Here is a 17,515-nt window from a genome sequence, read left to right on the forward strand (position 1 = left end):
ATGGCCTCGCTTACACCACGCAACAACACCACGCCATCGCCAACGGCAGCGCCACTCGCCGTGGAATGCCGCGGCATTACCCGCGGCTTCGACAGCGCCACTGGACGTGTCCCGGTGCTGCAAGGCGTCGATCTCGCACTCCCCGCCGGCGAGATCGCCATGCTGCTGGGTCCATCGGGGTGCGGCAAGACGACGCTCATTCAAATCCTGGCGGCCATGCTCGATGCAGACGCCGGAGACTGCACCGTGTTCGGCACCACCATTACCGCCATCAGTGCCGTCGCGCGCACACAATTTCGTCAGCGCATGATCGGGTTCTGCTTTCAGCAGTACCAGCTCATTCCCACACTCACCGCTGCCGAGAACGCCGCGATTCCGCTGCTCATTGCCGGTGTCGCGATGCCTCGCGCGGTTGAGCGGGCGCGGCACGAACTCGATGTGCTGGGGCTCGGCGATCGGACCGCCTCTCGCCCCAATCAGCTCTCCGGCGGACAGCAGCAGCGTGTGGCGATTGCACGCGCCGTGGTCCACGAACCGCGACTGGTTGTGTGCGACGAGCCCACCAGCGCGCTCGATCACCGCGCCGGTCAGTCGGTCATGACGCTACTGCGGGAGCGGATTGTTCGCCCGGATCGGTGTGTCATCATCGTCACGCACGACAATCGAATTCTCTCCTATGCTGACCGGACCTGCCACATGGAAGACGGTCGTATCACGGCGGTAGAACGCACCGGCGCCCTCATACACTCCACGCGCTCTTCTGCGGACTCCGCGGCGACGGCGCTGAACGCTCACTGAAGACACCCCATGCGTACCAGTATCCTCGCGCGCGCGCGCTCCATAGGCAGTCGTCACGTGTTGCATGCACTCGCCATTGGGGGAACGCTCACGGCCCTTCTCGTTTCGTTCTCCTCGTCGCCGGCAGCGCCGTCGGTGGCGGTGCGCTCTTCGCCACCACCGGCCATCCCCTTTCGCGACTACGTCTCTGGAGCGGCACTCATTGAGTCCGCCAATCAGGACGTCATGATCGCCGCACCCACGGCCGGGGTGTTGTCGGCCATGCACGTGCGCGTTGGGGATGCGGTCAAGGCTGGCGATCCGCTCTTCACGCTCGATCAGCGCTCATCACACGCGGAGGTCGCCACCCGTAGCGCGGCGCTCGCGGTGGCACGTGCCGAGCTGGTCGAGTTGCAGGAGTCGGCAAGCAAGGCGACACTCGACGAGCAACGCGTGAGCACGATCGATGACCCACGCGCCGTCAGCGACGAAGAGCGCACCAGCCGCCGGAGTGCGCTCCGCATGGCGCAAGCCCAGGTCGCCACCGCGTCCGCCAAGGTGCTCGCGCGTGCGGCCGAGTTAGAGGCGGCACTGGTTTCTCAAAATGAACGCGTAGTTCGGGCGCCGATGAACGGGACCGTGTTGAACGTCTCGGCACGCCCCGGTGAAGCCGTTGGCGGAACCGGCAGCAGTGCGCCGGTGCGGCTCGGCCGGGTGGATCGGCTCCACGTGCGGGTGGATATCGATGAGAACGATGCCTGGCGCATTCGTGCCGGAACGCGAGCCCGCCTCATCATGCGCGGCAACGACCGCCTGATGGCCGACTTGCAGTACGAGTATACCGAGCGATATGTACGCCCCAAGATGTCACTGACTGGCGCGTCGACGGAGCGGGTGGACACCCGCGTGCTGCAGTTGGTCTATTCGCTCCCGTCGGACCGTCTCCCGCTGTACGTAGGACAGCAGGTCGATGTGATCGTGGAGATCGTCAAGCACAACGCGGAGGGCCAATGATCGCGCGTCACCACCGCTTTGCCTGGGGTATGTGCGCACTGCTAGTGTGCACCGCGTGTTCCGGCCGCAGTCGGCCCTCCATGTTGCCCGGCCCGGTCGCAACTGCGCGTGATTCCAGCGCGGCGTGGTGGCGAGGGTTTGGCTTGCCGGCGCTGGATACGCTTATCGACGTCGCGTTGCAGAACAGTCCGGATATTCACCTGTCGATCGCGCGACTGGCCGAGGCGCGCGCCACGATGCGCGGTACCAATGCCAATTGGGATCCGGGCCTGTCCCCAACCGCGTCGTATACCCGATCGGAACAAGTCATCGGCAACTTCGGGGCTATTTCCACCACGGTGGCCAGCGTGTCCACAACGGCCTCTTGGGAGCTGGATCTGTTCGGTCGTTTGCGACAAGAGCGCGCGGCAGGCGTCGCCGATGGGATCGCAGCCGCGTACGATGCGGTCGACGTCCGTCGCACCACCGTCGCGCAGATCGCGCGTGTCTACTTTGATGTCCTTAGCACCTCGCACGAGGCCACGGTGCTGGACGCACAGCGTATGACGCGTCGCACCGCACGTTCACTTGAGGCCAGCCGCGCGCGCGTGGGATTGAACGCCGGCCGCGATTCCATTCGCGCCGATGGCGACGAACGCGACGTGCTGGTGCAGTTGACCACCGTACGAGCCCGTCGCGCCGAGCTGCTCGGCGATCTCGCCGCACTTACGGGCAGCTCGATGGCGTGGGTGGACTCGGTGGTGAGACTGACCGCGCGCATGGAGGTGCGGGTGCAGGTGCCGGAAGAAGGGATACCCGCCGAGTGGCTGCGCTTGCGGCCAGATGTTCGGGCGGCCGAATCACGAGTGGTCGCGGCCACCGCACGCGTCGAGGTGGCCAGCCGGGCCCTGCGCCCCAGTCTCTCGCTCGTCGGCAGCACGGGGCGCAACCGGACGAACGAGAGTAGTTGGGTACCCACTTGGTCGTTCGGGCCGTCGCTCGCCATCAATCTGCCCACGCGGGCGGGGCGCGCGCAGGTGAGTGTGCGACGATCGCAACTCACTCAGCGCGAGATCGAGTGGCGTCAGGCCGTGCGCGAGGCGGCGTCCGACGTGGACGTCGCGTTTGCCCGGGTGCGGCAATACCAGGCGCGCGTCGAACGGCAGCGCGAATCCGTCTCGGCGTATCGTACGTTGGTTTCGCTGTCACGGTCGCGATTCACCAGCGGACTAGTGGATTACCGAGCCGTCCTCGACGATCAACGCGCCCTGCTTGAGGCAGAGCGCACCCATGTGGAGTACTGGACCGCGTACGCCAAATCAGTAGTGACGATGTTTCAGGCCACGGGAGCGCCGGCGGCGCGTTGAACGTGCGTGGGCGCACCCACGGGAACGCCTTCCCCATCGCGGCGGGCGCGATCAGCAACGCGACCGCTGAAAAAGCGCCGCGTTGTTTCTTCCGTCGCGGTGTAGAGCCCTGCGTCGGCGACATCGCGGACGGGACGTCGTAACATCGACCGGCTATGGTGCGCGCGCATCGCGCCGTGGACAGAGAGTGGCGACGGCACGTCTGAACGTCGGCGGTGGTGGATTCATGCCGATTGCTTCCATACCGACATACACCTCGACATCGGTACGGCACCCCAGTTCGACCGGAGCGTCCACGACCACCCGTGCATATCCCAGTCGCGTCACGGTGATGCGATAGATCCCGATCGTCAGTGAGTCGAAGTGGGCGACGCCCAACGAATCCAATCTCGGCGTTGTCGCAATCGTGGAACCGCTCACGAGTGAAATCTGCGTCCGAGCCTGTGAAACGGTCTGCAGGGGATGATCCGCTGATCGCACGATGATAGCCAGTCGGCCCTGCTGCCGAGCGGCGAGCGCGTCATCGACAACGGACCAGCCGCGCCGAATCGTCTGTGCCGACGGGGAATTCAACGGCTCCGGTTCGCGTGCCTGATATGCCGGGGCACATCCCAGCACGGCGATGGCGAATAGCGGTACATGTGAGAGCGCCCGGATTATCGGCATCGTGATCACGGGAGAGCGTTAGCCGTCAAGAGATGAGGGCAAGCTTCGTCATTGGTGAAAATCTGAGACTCGACACGTTGCGAAGCCAGACACTACGAACCTGCTCCTCGCCAACTGGAAGAGCCGAACAACCAACCGCTCCGCGGCGAGACGCATGCCGCGGAGCGATTTGTGTTTTAGACCGCGGCGACGTCTTCCGCGACACCCGCTGCGACCGCGTCCGGCGCCGCCTGCGCCTGCACGTCGATGTGCAGCTTCACGTCGTCGCTCACGAGCACACCGCCCGCTTCCAGCGCCACGTTCCACACGAGGCCCCACTCCTTGCGGGAGATCTTGGTCTCGAGCACGGCCGACACCTTCTGATTGCCCCACGGATCCTTCGCCGGGCCGCCAATGTCGCCCTTGAGCGTGATCGGCTTGGTGACGCCGCGGATCGTGAGGTTGCCGCTGGACACCACATCATCGCCCGAGCGCTCGAACGTCGTGAGCGCGAAGCTCGCCTTGGGGTTGGACTCGACGTCGAAGAAGTCAGCGCTCTTGAGGTGACCGTCGCGCTGGTCGCTGCCGGTGTTCAGGGAGGCCACGTCGATGTCGACGTTCACCGCCTTCACCACGCCGCCCTCTTCTTCAATCGTGCCGCTGAATTGCTGGAACGTGCCGCGTACGGTCGAAATGCCCATATGCTTCACGGAGAACTGGATCTGGCTGTGCGCGGGGTCGAGAATCCACTGCATGACTTAGTTCCTCAGTACTTAGGTGGTAGAGAGCGTATGATACTTACAACAAACTCTCACTACTGAGAAATATATACACGCAGACGCGGCGTCAACCCCCCTCCCGTTCAGCCTGCGTCGTTGGCCAACTGCGCGCCGCCCGCGGCGAAGAGGCCGAGTGCCCGCATCATGTCGGCCGCCGTCGACTGCTCGTCGACCGTGAGCCCTTCCATCACCTGCGTCAGGAGCGCGGCATGCTGCGGAAAGATGCGCGCCACGAGCTCGGTGCCGGCGGGCGTGAGCGCGGCATAGCGCGCGCGGCGATCGGCCTCGCAGGTGCGTCGCTCGACCAAGCCTTTGGCCGTTAGTCGGTCGACGAGGAAGGTGATGCCACCGCTCGACACGAGGATACGGCGCTGCACTTCGCCGAGCAGCATCGGCCCCCGGTGATATAAGGCTTCGAGGATCCCGAACTCGGCCAGCGTGAGCCCGTGGCGAGCCACGTCGGCCGACGCATGCGCGGCGATCGCGGCGTGAGCGCGCGACATGACTACCCACAGCCGAAGGGCGGCCGAGGACGCCTCGTCGAGCTGCGGCTCGTGCGCTTCGGGGTTAGGGGGCGTTTCCGACGCCACGGAATCAAGACGCATACTGGTTGCCATACCTTCAAGCCTCTCCATCCTGGGCGTGCCGCGCAAGGGTACCTGCTCACCTTCCCTACGTCAGACTGGTCCACGAGTTTTCGGTATGTCGAGATTTGATCTTCGTACCGCCGCCGTCGGCGACCGGGTACAGCATGAATTCCTCGTGCGCGATCGCGCCGAGAAGATGACCAAGGCGGGGATGCCGTTTGTAGTGCTCACCCTGGCCAATGGCTCGGGCAGCATCGATACGGCCCCCATCTGGTCGGAGAAGCTGGATTGGTGCCTCGGCGCCGATCGCGGCAAGGTCGTGCAGGTGATCGGCGACATCGGCACCTTCGGCGACAAGGGTGCCGGCAAGCGCCAGCTCACGGTCACGGCACCGCTTCGGGTCCTGCCGTCGGACCAGTTCGACCCCACCGAGTTTCTACCCCGGATCGACGTCGAGACGGAGCGGGTGTGGGACGCCTTCGACGACCTGCGCGCCAAGATCACGTCGCCAACGGTGAAGGCCGCCGTCGACCTGTTTTTTGCCGACGACGAGTTCCGCGTGCGCTTCGAGCGCACCCCGGGCGCGGTGAACGGCCACCACTCACAGCTCGGCGGCCTGCTGTTGCACGTGTTCGAGGTGACGAAGATCGCCAAGACGATCGCCACGACCGTGCGGAAGGCCAATGCCGACTTGGCCGTGGCCGGCGCCATGTTGCATGACATCGGCAAGGTCGAGGCGTACTCCACGTCGCCCGAGGGATTCGCGCATACGCCCACGGGCATGCTGCTGGGGCACGTCACATTGGGCGCCCTGATGTTCGACCGGAAACTTCGGGACTCGGGCCTGTCGCTGGCGGTCGCCCAGCGCGACGAGCTGCTGCACTTCATCCTCTCGCACCACGGCGCCCTCGAGTTCGGCAGTCCGGTGCAGCCGATGACGGTGGAAGCCGAGATCGTTCACTGGGCCGACGAGGCGTCGGCGAAGGCCACCGATATGGTGGACGAACTGGCCGACCCGGAACTCTTCCCCCCGGGAACGGACGTCGAGGTGTCGGCCAAGCGGTCTTGGCGACTGGGCCGGAAGCTGTGGCGTCGGCCCGCCCCGTGGGACTAACCGCCTTCGTCTATCGGATGCGGTCCAACCTACACGTTCCGAATGAAAAACCGTCTTTATTACGATAGACGGTTAATCGCGGAAATGAAGTTTTGGTGTCGATGGTGCCGGATTCCGCAAGGCTGTTTTACATTTTTCTTCGCCGGCCGCTGGAACATGGCCGGCGCACTTTGCGCGAGGAGGCGAGATGCGTAAGCCACGACCGAACACGTACAACCCAGCGCAGGCGCTGCACTTGATTGCGGCCGACCGTACTGGACTTCCTCTCAGCTGTCCGTCTTGCGAGGGTCACATCGAGCGTGATCCCGTGTTGCATCCACCGGCCCAGAATTCACATGTCACGTTGACGTGTGCGAGCTGTGGTCGACTTGCCCGCTACATCGCCGGCGTGAATTGATCTTCACGCTGTCGCCACGAGAACGCCCCGCTCCGGAAGTTTCCGGGCGGGGCGTTTCGTTTTGCGTCTCTCGCCGTGCGACGCACGCGACGTCACCAGTTGATGGTGCCCTGCTTGGTGGTATCGACGTCTTCGGCAGCGCCTTTCTTGAACAGAAAGGCATCCATGTTGCGCGTGAGGAACGTGCGCGCCTGCGGATCCATCACGTTGAGCCCGTAGTGGTTGATGAGCATGGTCTGCTGCTTCAACCACTGCCCCCAGCAATCCTTGCAGATCTCTCCCAGGATTCTGGCGCCCACGGCGCCGGGGAACGGCGGTCGTTCGAAGCCCTCGCGGGTCTGACCACATCGCGAGCAGGTTACATCAGCCATGCGTTTGACTCCGTCTGTTTTCCAATCCGGCACCGCTCCTTAACGAAGCAGGAAAGCTAGCCAGACACACCGACGGCGCCAGCCTGCTTGCATCCTGCGACCGGGGATACAAACGGAAACAGACGGTTCCTGCCTGACACGGATACGAACTGATACGAACCGATAGCAACAGAAAGGAATCAAAATCTAGGCGTGAGTCCGACGGCGATACCTGTCTGCCACGAGGAGCGAATCCATCGTGTCCGTTGCTATCAATTCGTATCCGTGTCGGTCAGGAACCGCCTGTTTCCGTCCGTTTCCATCTGTTTCCGCAACTACGGAGCCTCGCTGACGAGTCGACTCCCCGTCCATATGACACGTCGCACCCCAGCTTTCGCACCGAAATTCAGCACGAGCCCTACGGTGAGACCAGAGGCCCTGAGATAGCTCAGTACCTGACTGTCATGCGCCGCGGCCAGTGCCTCGACCGCCTTGAGTTCAACAATGATCTTGCCTTCCACGATATAGTCCGCCCGATAGTCCCCGACCACGTGCCCCTTGTAGCGCACGACCAGTGGCTGCTCCCGTAGGAATTCAAGCCCGCGGTCTTTCATCGCGATCGCCATGGCCGCTCCGTAGGTCGCCTCCGGAAAGCCGTACCCGAGTTCATTGTAGACCTCGTAGAACGCGCCGATGATCTGCCGTGTGACTTCACCATGCGCCAATCGGAGATCGCTCACCGCCATTTCCATGTCGCCCCCTCCGAAATGAGAAACGTACCAAGCGCCACGTGGCGATCGGTCCGTTTCACTCTGCGATGATTCAGCGGATGCGAGGTAACCCGAACATCGCTCGCGCCAGTAATCGAACGCCGCTACAGCTGCTTCACTTCGCTCACCAGCTTGGACAAGCTCGCCTTGGCGTCGCCGAACAGCATGCTCGTCTTCTCGTCGAAGAACAGCTCGTTCTCGATACCGGCAAAGCCGGTGTTCATGGAGCGCTTGAGCACGATCACCGACTTCGCGTCACTCACACGAAGAATCGGCATCCCATAAATCGGACTGCCGGGATCCGTTTTGGCCGCAGGGTTCACGACGTCGTTGGCGCCGATCACGATTGCCACGTCACATTCGGCGAACTGGTCGTTGATCTCCTCCATATCGTACATGCGATCGTACGGGACGTTGGCTTCCGCCAGGAGGACGTTCATATGCCCAGGCATGCGTCCCGCCACCGGATGGATCGCGTACTTCACTTCGCCGCCCTTCTTCTCGATCAGCTCGGCCAACTCTCGCACCTGATGCTGCGCCTGCGCCACCGCCATGCCGTAGCCGGGCACCACGATCACCTTGCTCGCATAGCCCAGCAGCACCGCGGCGTCTTCCGCCGAGATGCTCTTCGCGGTCAAGCCTTCCGCGGTCTTTTTGCTGGACACGCCGCCGCCGGAACCGAAGGCGCCGAAGAGCACGTTGCCGAAGGAGCGGTTCATCGCCTTCGACATGATGATCGACAGAATGAACCCCGACGCGCCGTCGAGCGCACCGGCGATGATCAGCACATTATTGCCGATCGCGAATCCGGTGGCCGATGCCGCCAGACCAGCGTACGAGTTCAGCAATGACACCACCACCGGCATGTCGGCACCGCCGATTGGTATCACCAGCATGAATCCGATCGCGAAGGCGATCGCTACCATGCTGTAGAACGCGATCACGTTGCTTGGCTCGTAGATCAGCCAGCCCAGACAGCCCACCGCAGACAGAAACAGCAGTCCGTTCAACAGGTTCTGTCCCTTGAACGTGACCGGACGGCCGGTGATGAATTCCTGCAGTTTGCCGAACGCCATGAAACTGCCGGACACGGTGAGTGCGCCGAACAGCACTTCGAACCCGATCGCTGCCATCTTGAAGCGCGATTCAGCCGCGCTCGGATTCGTGGGGTGATCACCCTGATACATGTGATAGAACTCGCCGATACCGACCAACGTGGCCGCGAGCGCGCCGAACATGTGCGAGAACGCGATGCGCTGCGGCATGGCCGTCATCGGCACGAACTTGCCAAGCGGATACCCGATCAGCGTGCCGACGATGAGACCCGTCACGATCCACGTGTAGGTGAGGATCTCCTGATGCAGCATCGTGCCGATGATCGCGAGCAGCATGCCGAGTGCGGCCAATTGCATGCCGCGGCGCGCTTCGTCGGGCTTGGTGAGACTGCGCAGTCCGAGAATGAAGAGGACCGAGGCCACCAGATATGTGAGCTGTGCAATGGTCTCCTGCATCACGCCGCCTCGTTCCTCTTCGGCCCAGCATCCTTCTTGTCACCGCGCTTGAACATGTTGAGCATGCGGTCGGTGATGATGAACCCGCCCACCACGTTCGTCATCGCGCACGCCACGGCGATCACACCGAGGATGGTGGGCAGCTTGCCGTACTGACCGCCGGCCAGCACGATCGACCCCACCAGCGAAATACCGGAAATCGCGTTGGTGGCCGCCATCAGTGGTGTGTGCAGCAGCGGCGGCACGCGCGAGATGACGAGAAAGCCGACGAAGCCGGCCAGAATGAACACGTAGAGTTGGATGAATCCCGTGGCGCTCATGAGCGCACCTGTCCGTTGTGAGTGAGTGTCATCGCGCCGGTGATCTCATCGTCCAGATCCACCGCCAGCGCGCCATCTTTCACGAGATGCTGCAACAGCGTGAGCACATTGCGGCTGAACATCTGACTGGCGTGCGTAGGCAGCGTCGCCGGAAGATTCGCAGCGCCCACCACCATCACGCCGTTCACGTCGATCGTCTCGCCGAGCACCGTCAGCTCGCAGTTCCCGCCGGTCTCGGCGGCAAGATCGATGATCACCGACCCAGGGCGCATCGAGCGTACCATGTCTGCCGTGATCAACCGCGGTGCGGCGCGTCCTGGAATGGCCGCCGTGCTGATGACCAGGTCCTGATCCTTGATGTGTTTCGCGATGGTGGCCAGCGTGCGAGCGGCCTCATCGTCACTCTGCGCCTTGGCATAGCCGCCCGTGCCTTCCGCGGCGGCGCTGACGACATCTGACTGCACGAACGTGGCGCCCAAGGACTTCACCTGCTCAGCGGCGGCCGCCCGCACATCGAAGCCGCTCGTGACCGCGCCAAGACGTCGGGCCGTGGCCAGCGCCTGCAGACCGGCCACACCGGCACCGATCACAAAGGCTCGCGCCGGCGTAATCGAACCGGCGGCCGTGGTCAGCATCGGCAGAAAGCGCGGTATCATCGACGCCGCGATCAGCACCGCCTTATATCCGGCCACCGTGGCCTGCGAGGACAATACATCCATGCTCTGAGCGCGCGTGATACGCGGCACAAGCTCGAGGGCCAGCACCGTCGCCTTTCGTGCGGCCAGCGCCGCCACGATCGAGGCCGCCGAGGCGGGCGCCATCATCGCGATGAGCGTGGCGCCTTCGGGAACCAGCGCCACTTCGGCGTCGGTGGGTCGCTGCACACGGCAGATCACCTGAGCACCGGCATGGGCCGTGCCGGCATCCGGAGCGATCGAAGCGCCCGCGGCGACATACGCGGCGTCATCGTGATAGGCGGCCGCACCCGCGCCAGCCTGGACGACAACCTCATGACCAGCCTTCACCAATTTCGCGACGCTGTCTGGAACCAGCGCGACGCGATGTTCACGAGGCGCCGTTTCGGCGACTACGCAGATTCGCATGGGGGTCGAGTGTTGAAGGAGATGGAGACTGCGCCACGGTGAAAACACGACCGCGTCGCTGAAAGTCCCCAACCCGGTAGGAACCAGATTCGCGTCGACTCGGTTCCCGGAACAGGGTGGCAGGCACGAGCGGACCCGCCGTTTCGACCTCTCACCACGCGGCGGCGCCGCCCGATATCACACCAGTTTTGCGTCGAGCCAATCGGCGGTCAGGGTGGCCACGTCATCCCGGCAATAGTCGGCGGAGATGATGTGCCCGCATCCCGTGAGCCATTCCAGCCGTTTATCGGCGCTACCGAGCGTGGCGAAGTGGACCTCCGCGTGGTGGGCCGCGATGCGATTGTCCTCGCGTGATTGCACGTACAGCGTCGGGATCCACACGCGAGACAGGGCGCCCTCGGCGTCTTCGGCCACACGTCGCAGCTCGGTCAGCGTTCGTGCGGTGACCACGCCGGGACCGAGGCTTTCGGCGCGCGCCACCGGATCGTGAATCGACGTTTCGCCGCCGATGCTGCGCAGATACGGCAGCGCCGCTCGGGCGATCCATGCCCCGAGCACCTTCCACTGCAGATTGCGCGGCATACCGACATACGGCGCCAGCAGCACGAGCGCGGGAATATCCGGTCGTTCGGTGGCCAACAACAACGCCAGCGCGCCACCCATACTCTGCCCGACAACGGTTACGGCGTCGTATTCGCGGCGAAGCGCGTCGTACTCGGCCAGCACGGCTTCGCGCCAGCGAGCCGCCCGCGACTCGTTGGCCATTGTGGCGAGATCGCGGCCGTGACCTGGCAGGAGCGGCGCGCGCACCGTCCAGCCGCGCGCCTGCAATTTGGCTCCCAGGTACGCCATGGATTGCGCGGTGTCGTTGAAGCCGTGCAGCAACAGCACGGCGCGGCGCGGAATACCGTCGCCGGGGGAGGCTGGTAACGTAAAGCCCGCCGCGCCGTGCACGACGCCCTGCGCATCAACGCGAAAGCGACGCGCGTGCTCAGCCTCGAAGCGCGTGCGCGCGGCGGCGCGCCAGAACGTCATGCGGGTGTCTGGTGGCGCGACGCGTCAGTAGCGCGGCAAGGAGGAATCGACGTCCATGCTCCACGCGTCGATCCCGCCATCGATGTTGATCAGGCGCAAGAACCCGTGCTGCATCAGCCAGTTCGCCGCCATCTCACTGCGCATCCCGTGGTGACAGAGCAGTGCGTAGGAACGCGACGGGTCCAGATCGTTGGCGCGCGACGCCAGCGTGCTGAGCGGGATGAGCGTGCTGACGGGCAGATGCACGAGATCGTACTCCCACTGTTCGCGCACATCGATGATCGTGGGCGCGTCGTCGCCAGTGAGCAGGGCGGCGACATCGGCGGGACTGAGATGCTGAATCGACATGGACGGGGGAGAGGGAAGTCGCGCGTCGCCGCAGGCCGGACAGTCATGACGTCGGGCGACGACAATGCGCTGTGAGTCCTGCGCCAACAGGTCCACCAACAACAGCTGACCGACCAGCGGCGTGCCAATGGTCGTCAGCAGCTTGATCGCTTCCGTGGCCTGATGCAACCCGATGATGCCGGGCACGACGCCGAGCACGCCTTCCTCCGCACAGGTCGGCACGGTGCCCGGGGCAGGCATCACGGGAAAGAGACAGCGATAGCACGGGCCACCGGGTGCTGCGAACACGCTCACTTGCCCATCAAATCGCGCCACGCTGCCGTACACGAACGGAATGCCCTGCGCGAGACAGGCGTCGTTGATCGCGTAGCGCGTGGGGAAGTTGTCGGTCGCGTCGATCACCACATCGTGCCCGGCGATCAGTGTGGCGGCGTTCGCGGCGTTCAGCCGTGTGTCGTGCGTGTGCACGACCACCTGCGGGTTGATCGCCAGCAGCCGCTCGCGCGCCACATCAACCTTGCGCCGCCCCACATCGGGCGTGGCGTAGAGCAGCTGGCGATGCAGGTTGGTCAGATCGACCACATCGGTATCGACCAGCGACATCGTACCGACGCCGGCGGCGGCGAGATAACTGGCCACCGGCGAACCAAGTCCGCCGGCACCGACGATCAAGACGCGCGCGTTCGCCAGCTTCTCTTGGGCCGCGGGACCGAAGCCCCGCAGCACCAGCTGCCTCGCGTAGCGCGAGTCATTGATATCGTACATAGCCGAACGATCAGCGCTTAAAGGGCGTCGCAAGCACCTGGCGGGCCTCGTCGACCGCCGCTGCGGCGGCCCCAAATCGCGCCGCGAGATCGGTGATCTCGGCCTGCGTCTCAGCCTCGCTACCGTAGCGAATCGATTCGTTCACACCCGGGAACGTCATCGTGGAGTAGCCGTTGTCCACGTCCGACGCGTAGATCAGCGAGCGATACCACGGACGGCTCTTGAGCCCCGAGGGGCGCGCAAACGCACGCTCAACCTTCAGCAGCGACTCGTTGGCGAGACCGGCCTGCGCGCGAACGATGCCGCGCTCGAGCACCGAATCCCGCGTGGCTGCGAACGCCGCCGCGGAACGCTCGAGCGTAGCGATCGACGCCAACAGCGGCGCCGTAGCCGACGCCTTCCATTGCTTTTGCGTCAACCCGCGATCGATGGTCGCCACGAACTTCCGCATCGTCTTCGCAAACTCGACGTAGTCGTACGGCAGGATCTCGGCGTTCGCGATTCGCAGCGCCATCGCCGCCCCGATCCGACCCGACGCCGCGTGATACAGGAATCCGGGGTCGCCGAAGCGCTCCATCCACGCGTGCGTGTCGTACTGCGAGTGATACGTACCGGCCGGTCCACCGAAGCCCCACTCGGCGATCGGGATGCCCAGATGGTTATAGAAGCCGGCAAAATCGCTGCCTCCACCCGGATCTCCCATCGGCGGTTCAAGGGTGTCGGCGCGCGTGCCTGTCACCGCGCGCCAGGCTTCGTATACCGAGCCCTTCCCCTTGGGCTCGGGCACGCTCTTCACCACATCCCGGAGCGTCGCCCGCAGCGACGGCGATCCACCGCCGCCGAACTGCGAGCCCTGCGCCGACACGTCTTGATTGAGATACGCCACCGCGCCCTTCTTGAGGCGCAGCGAGTCCTCTTCCACATACTCGCTGCTGCCCACCAGTCCCCACTCTTCCGCATCCCACGTGGCGAATACGATCGTGCGCTTCGGACGCTCGCCGCGCTTCGCCATGTCGGCCAGCGCATTCGCCGCCTCCAGCACCGATACCGTGCCGCTGATGTTGTCGGCCGCGCCCGGGCCCCACGAATCGCGATGGGCGCCGATGTAGACATACTGATCGGGGAAGTCGGTGCCGCGCAGATAACCCAGCGTGTTGTGGATCTGCTTGGTGCCCTTGGTGGCCGCGTCGGTGGTGACCTCCACCTTCACGCGCGTCGGACCGGGGCCCACGTGATACCGCAGCGCCATGCCGCCCTGCCAGTTGCGCGGCACATCGGTGCCCCGCACGCCTTCGAGCAAGAGCTGGGCGTTGAACGCACTGATCGGCACCACCGGAATCTTCGGCAGTGACGTGTCTTCGGGCTTCAGGCGCGGCGCGCCGGGCTTGCTGGCATACCCCGGCGTGAGCGGGTCGCCGGCGCCGTTGAAGACACTGCCGCGCTGCAAGCCCTTGAGCGGACGCATCGGGCCCTCCGGATACACGTCGCCCTGCACGAAGCCATCGTCGAGCGGATCGGTATAGATCAGCAGCGCCACGGCACCGCGCTTCTCGGCCTCGCGCGACTTGATGCCACGAAAGCTCCGCCCGTAGCGAGCCAGCACCACCTTGCCCTTCACCGACACTCCCATTGAATCGAGCGACGCGTAGTCCTCGATCAGGCCGAAGTTCACGAACACCAGTTCGCCTTCGCCGACTCCGGCGCCACTTGAGCCGTTCACCGTGAGATACTGCGGCAGCATCGTGGCGGGATCGCTGGCGATGCCCGGTTCCGCGAGTTCCAGCGCGGACGTATCACGACCCATCCTCGTGATCTTCACGCTCGTCGCGTGCGGCAACCATACGTCGTAGGTGCGGATTTCCGTCTCGAGACCCATGGCCTTCATCTGCGCGATGACGTAGTCACGGGTCCGCTCTTGTGCCGGCGTCCCCGCGACATGCGGCTCCTTCGAGAGCGCGGCCGAGTGCGTCTTGGCACGCGTGGCGAGCGGTCCGCCGATCGCTTCCTGTTCGAGGCGACGCTGCGTGAGCGCCGTGGCCGGCGAGTAGCCGGTGATCGACGAGGTGCTCGCGCTCTTCGCTTGCGCGTGCACGACAGCGGGACTGAACGCCGTGAGGGCCGTCAGGACCGACCGCGAGAACGGCGGCGGAAATCGAAAGTGAGACACGACAGGAACTCCGATGGAGTGAGGATTAGCCCGCTTCGTACTCTTCTGCGGCGCGCAGGAGCGCCTGTTGCAACAGAGCTTCGCGGTCGCCGTCGTCGGGGAGGGCCGCGCTCAATGCCGCGAACTGCCGCTGCATTTCGTCTTCGAGTTGCAGTGCCGTTGGCGACTGCAAGCCGAGCACGGCCAGCGATATCGCGGACAGGTCGCGCAACTGACGCACCGTTTCCTCGTCGAGCGCCTGCAACGACGGCGGTACCGGCTTGGCCACCACCCGCTCGCGGCGGCGCTTCGGCGTTTCGAACAGCGCCCGCACCGGTGCAAACACGACCACGAACGATCCCGGTGTGTGTTCGGCATACCCCGTGATCACGTTCCGGCGACGCAGCGACGGCAGCAGCTTGACGATCGCCTCGCGCACCGGCGAGTAGCCGTCCAGACTATTGTTGCCGCGACCCGTGATGACCAGCGCCTCGTCGGCCCCGAGCACCTGCTGCTGCCGGAGCCAGGACTCGGCGAGAGTGGTGGCTTGCGACGCAGTCGGCTGCATCGCGCGCAGATTCAACGTGCGCGCTGGCCCAAAGCGCAGCTCGTCGAAGGCGCGGTCGATGCTCATGGCGGTCAACCTACGGCCGACGCAGCGCTTCGGTGAGTACGCGGCCGTCCACTTTCTCCGTGGGCGAAATACCCAACATCTCGGCCAGCGTCGGCGCAATGTCGACCGAATACACCGGCTTCGTGTATCGGCCCGGCTTGACCATCGGCCCCATGAACAGGATCGGGATGCGCGCATCGAGCTCGTGCGGCGTGCCATGCGTCGCGTAGCGCGTGGTGTACCAGTAATAGCCCGGCTTGAACGTTACCGTGAGCTCGGCCTGAAAGTCGGTGGGAATCGAGTGGAGCCAACGGCGCGCAATCGCGTCGCCCTTGGCCGCGGCCACGGCGAGCGTCGACACGCGATCCACCCGCATCATGCCGGGCAACTTGAGCAGCTGGCCGCGCAGTGCTGTGACGACCGAGTCGGCACTCACCCCCTTGGCGGATAGGCGGCGTCGATCGAGCGACACGATCCCCGCCTGCAACATCAGCGCGTCGCCCTCCACTCCACGCGCGGCCAAGGCACTGCGGGCGGCATCGATGAGGGGCTGCGGATTTACTCGGCCGCGGTTGGGATCGGCGCCGGGAAATGCCGTCTCGGGAAACGGCGACACGCCATGATCGGCACCCAGCGCGAACACGATGCGGGTGGAGTCACGCAGCTTATACAGCGAATCGATGAGGCGGCCGAGCGCACGATCCACGCGCAGCACCTGATCGTGCAGCTCCCGCGAATCGGGACCGTACCGGTGTCCGACGGCATCGGTGGTGGACAGCGATACCGCGAGCACATCGGTCGTCGGTCCCTTACCGAGGTCGAGCGCGTTCACACCGGCCAGCGCCATGTCGACCGTCACGTCGTCCATCCACGGGAACTCCGTGAAGTTGGTCCCCGCCGCACGGACCTCGGTGTCGAGCGTATGCGGGAAGACGAAGTCCTTCCCCTGGTTCTCGATGGAGACGGAGTCCTTCTCGGGATACTGCGACGCGGCGAGCAGCGGGTTCCACTGGGCGCCGAGGTACGGCTTCAGAAAATTGCGCGCGTTGAACTGCTGCACCCATGCGGGCAGCGTGTCGGCGTAGTAGCGGCTGGTGGTGAAGCGCCCGTCGAGCGAATACCAGTACACCTGCTGCTTCGCCCGTCCCAGCGGCAGAATGGCGCCGCGGTCCTTGCGTGATACGGAGAGCGCGCGGCTGAACTGGTCGCGCGTGCGCATCCAGTCGAAGAGCGCTGAACCGCGGAAGCGATACGGCGACGCACCGCCACCGCGCCCGAGCAACAACGGCGACTGCGGGTCGGCCACGCCGATCTCGTTCAGCACCACCCCGGTGTGCGACGGATACCGTCCCGACCAGAGCGTCGCATGTCCCGGCGCCGTCTCAGTCGTGGCATGATCGTGCATGGCGTTGCTGAAGAACGCGCCCTGCTTCAGCAGCCGGCCAAGTCCGCCGGTGAACTGCGACGACCACTTGTCGAGATAGTCCGGGCGTAGCTGGTCGACGGTGATCTGCACGACGAGCGTGGGCGGTGCGGCCTGGGCGGCTAGCGACGACACGGAGAGCGACGTCACGGCAAGCATCGACGCGGCGATCGCGGATGCGCGGAGAATCGGGCTGGAGACGAGCATACCCGAAGTTACGCAGGGTGCTGGTCACGCGCTGCGGTCACGCGCTGCGGTCACGAGCGGCGGTTAGGCACGGCGTCGGGGAACTCGGCGTGACCGAGTCGCTCCACCAGCGGCCCTGTCCGGCCTCGAGCACGTCGCCGGATCGACGCGCCAGGACAGGGGCAACACCGCCGGTGATCGAACCACGCGAGGTCGGTGCGCTTCGCGGATGACGACACGCGAACGCACCGCGTGAATCTCCCGCACCGTTCACGGAGGCACGTGA

Annotated in this window: 17 protein-coding genes; 4 read left to right on the top strand and 13 right to left on the bottom strand. The window is 64.9% G+C overall.

Annotated elements, in window-relative coordinates:
* From HKW67_RS14605 to HKW67_RS14615, 3 genes are all read left to right on the top strand, one after another.
* The gene (locus tag HKW67_RS14605) at positions 1–798 is read left to right on the top strand and encodes an ABC transporter ATP-binding protein (RefSeq protein WP_171226084.1); all 798 of its coding nucleotides are present in this window, start codon (positions 1–3) and stop codon (positions 796–798) included.
* Positions 799–807: 9 nt separating this feature from the next.
* Complete coding sequence (locus HKW67_RS14610) at positions 808–1,791, top strand: efflux RND transporter periplasmic adaptor subunit (RefSeq protein ID WP_171226085.1); 984 nt, start codon at positions 808–810, stop codon at positions 1,789–1,791.
* An 80-nt stretch (positions 1,792–1,871) separates the two neighbouring features.
* Positions 1,872–3,137, top strand: a complete 1,266-nt coding sequence (locus HKW67_RS14615) for an efflux transporter outer membrane subunit (protein ID WP_171226086.1) — start codon at positions 1,872–1,874, stop codon at positions 3,135–3,137.
* 153 nt (positions 3,138–3,290) lie between these two features.
* On the opposite strand, the gene HKW67_RS14620 is transcribed toward HKW67_RS14615, so the two are convergent.
* The 3 genes from HKW67_RS14620 to HKW67_RS14630 all read right to left on the bottom strand — a co-directional run bounded on the left by HKW67_RS14620 (position 3,291) and on the right by HKW67_RS14630 (position 5,178).
* Positions 3,291–3,803, bottom strand: coding sequence for a hypothetical protein (locus tag HKW67_RS14620; protein ID WP_171226087.1), 513 nt, complete (start codon positions 3,801–3,803; stop codon positions 3,291–3,293).
* 176 nt (positions 3,804–3,979) lie between these two features.
* A complete protein-coding gene (locus tag HKW67_RS14625) occupies positions 3,980–4,537 on the bottom strand; it encodes a YceI family protein (protein WP_171226088.1) in 558 nt (185 codons plus the stop codon).
* 107 nt (positions 4,538–4,644) lie between these two features.
* Positions 4,645–5,178, bottom strand: a complete 534-nt coding sequence (locus HKW67_RS14630) for a MarR family winged helix-turn-helix transcriptional regulator (protein ID WP_171226089.1) — start codon at positions 5,176–5,178, stop codon at positions 4,645–4,647.
* An 85-nt stretch (positions 5,179–5,263) separates the two neighbouring features.
* Between HKW67_RS14630 and HKW67_RS14635 the strand changes: the two genes are divergently transcribed.
* Complete coding sequence (locus tag HKW67_RS14635) at positions 5,264–6,262, top strand: 3'-5' exoribonuclease YhaM family protein (RefSeq protein ID WP_171226090.1); 999 nt, start codon at positions 5,264–5,266, stop codon at positions 6,260–6,262.
* 489 nt (positions 6,263–6,751) lie between these two features.
* Here HKW67_RS14635 and HKW67_RS14640 read toward each other — a convergent pair whose 3' ends face one another.
* The 10 genes from HKW67_RS14640 to HKW67_RS14685 form a co-directional block, all read right to left on the bottom strand.
* Positions 6,752–7,030, bottom strand: a complete 279-nt coding sequence (locus HKW67_RS14640; RefSeq protein ID WP_171226091.1) for an oxidative damage protection protein — start codon at positions 7,028–7,030, stop codon at positions 6,752–6,754.
* A gap of 314 nt (positions 7,031–7,344) precedes the next feature.
* Positions 7,345–7,761 carry a GxxExxY protein gene (locus HKW67_RS14645; protein ID WP_206044435.1) on the bottom strand — a complete coding sequence of 139 codons (417 nt, stop codon included), beginning with the start codon at positions 7,759–7,761 and terminating at the stop codon, positions 7,345–7,347.
* A 122-nt stretch (positions 7,762–7,883) separates the two neighbouring features.
* The gene (locus tag HKW67_RS14650; protein WP_171226092.1) at positions 7,884–9,290 is read right to left on the bottom strand and encodes an NAD(P)(+) transhydrogenase (Re/Si-specific) subunit beta; all 1,407 of its coding nucleotides are present in this window, start codon (positions 9,288–9,290) and stop codon (positions 7,884–7,886) included.
* Positions 9,290–9,610 carry an NAD(P) transhydrogenase subunit alpha part 2 gene (locus tag HKW67_RS14655; RefSeq protein WP_171226093.1) on the bottom strand — a complete coding sequence of 107 codons (321 nt, stop codon included), beginning with the start codon at positions 9,608–9,610 and terminating at the stop codon, positions 9,290–9,292. Before HKW67_RS14655 ends, HKW67_RS14650 begins: the two co-directional genes overlap by 1 nt.
* On the bottom strand, positions 9,607–10,713 hold the full coding sequence (locus tag HKW67_RS14660; RefSeq protein ID WP_171226094.1) for a Re/Si-specific NAD(P)(+) transhydrogenase subunit alpha: 1,107 nt from the start codon (positions 10,711–10,713) through the stop codon (positions 9,607–9,609). The genes HKW67_RS14655 and HKW67_RS14660 overlap by 4 nt, the downstream gene beginning before the upstream one ends.
* Before the next feature lie 177 nt (positions 10,714–10,890).
* Complete coding sequence (locus tag HKW67_RS14665; protein WP_171226095.1) at positions 10,891–11,748, bottom strand: alpha/beta hydrolase; 858 nt, start codon at positions 11,746–11,748, stop codon at positions 10,891–10,893.
* 24 nt (positions 11,749–11,772) lie between these two features.
* Positions 11,773–12,861, bottom strand: a complete 1,089-nt coding sequence (gene moeB, locus HKW67_RS14670) for a HesA/MoeB/ThiF family protein (RefSeq protein ID WP_171226096.1) — start codon at positions 12,859–12,861, stop codon at positions 11,773–11,775.
* A 10-nt stretch (positions 12,862–12,871) separates the two neighbouring features.
* Positions 12,872–15,028, bottom strand: coding sequence for a M20/M25/M40 family metallo-hydrolase (locus HKW67_RS14675; RefSeq protein ID WP_171226097.1), 2,157 nt, complete (start codon positions 15,026–15,028; stop codon positions 12,872–12,874).
* A 25-nt stretch (positions 15,029–15,053) separates the two neighbouring features.
* On the bottom strand, positions 15,054–15,641 hold the full coding sequence (locus HKW67_RS14680; protein ID WP_171226098.1) for a hypothetical protein: 588 nt from the start codon (positions 15,639–15,641) through the stop codon (positions 15,054–15,056).
* Between the two features lie 10 nt (positions 15,642–15,651).
* Complete coding sequence (locus HKW67_RS14685) at positions 15,652–17,250, bottom strand: alkaline phosphatase family protein (protein WP_171226099.1); 1,599 nt, start codon at positions 17,248–17,250, stop codon at positions 15,652–15,654.
* Between the last annotated feature and the right edge of the window lie 265 nt (positions 17,251–17,515).

The organism is Gemmatimonas groenlandica, from assembly GCF_013004105.1.
GTDB lineage: Bacteria > Gemmatimonadota > Gemmatimonadetes > Gemmatimonadales > Gemmatimonadaceae > Gemmatimonas > Gemmatimonas groenlandica.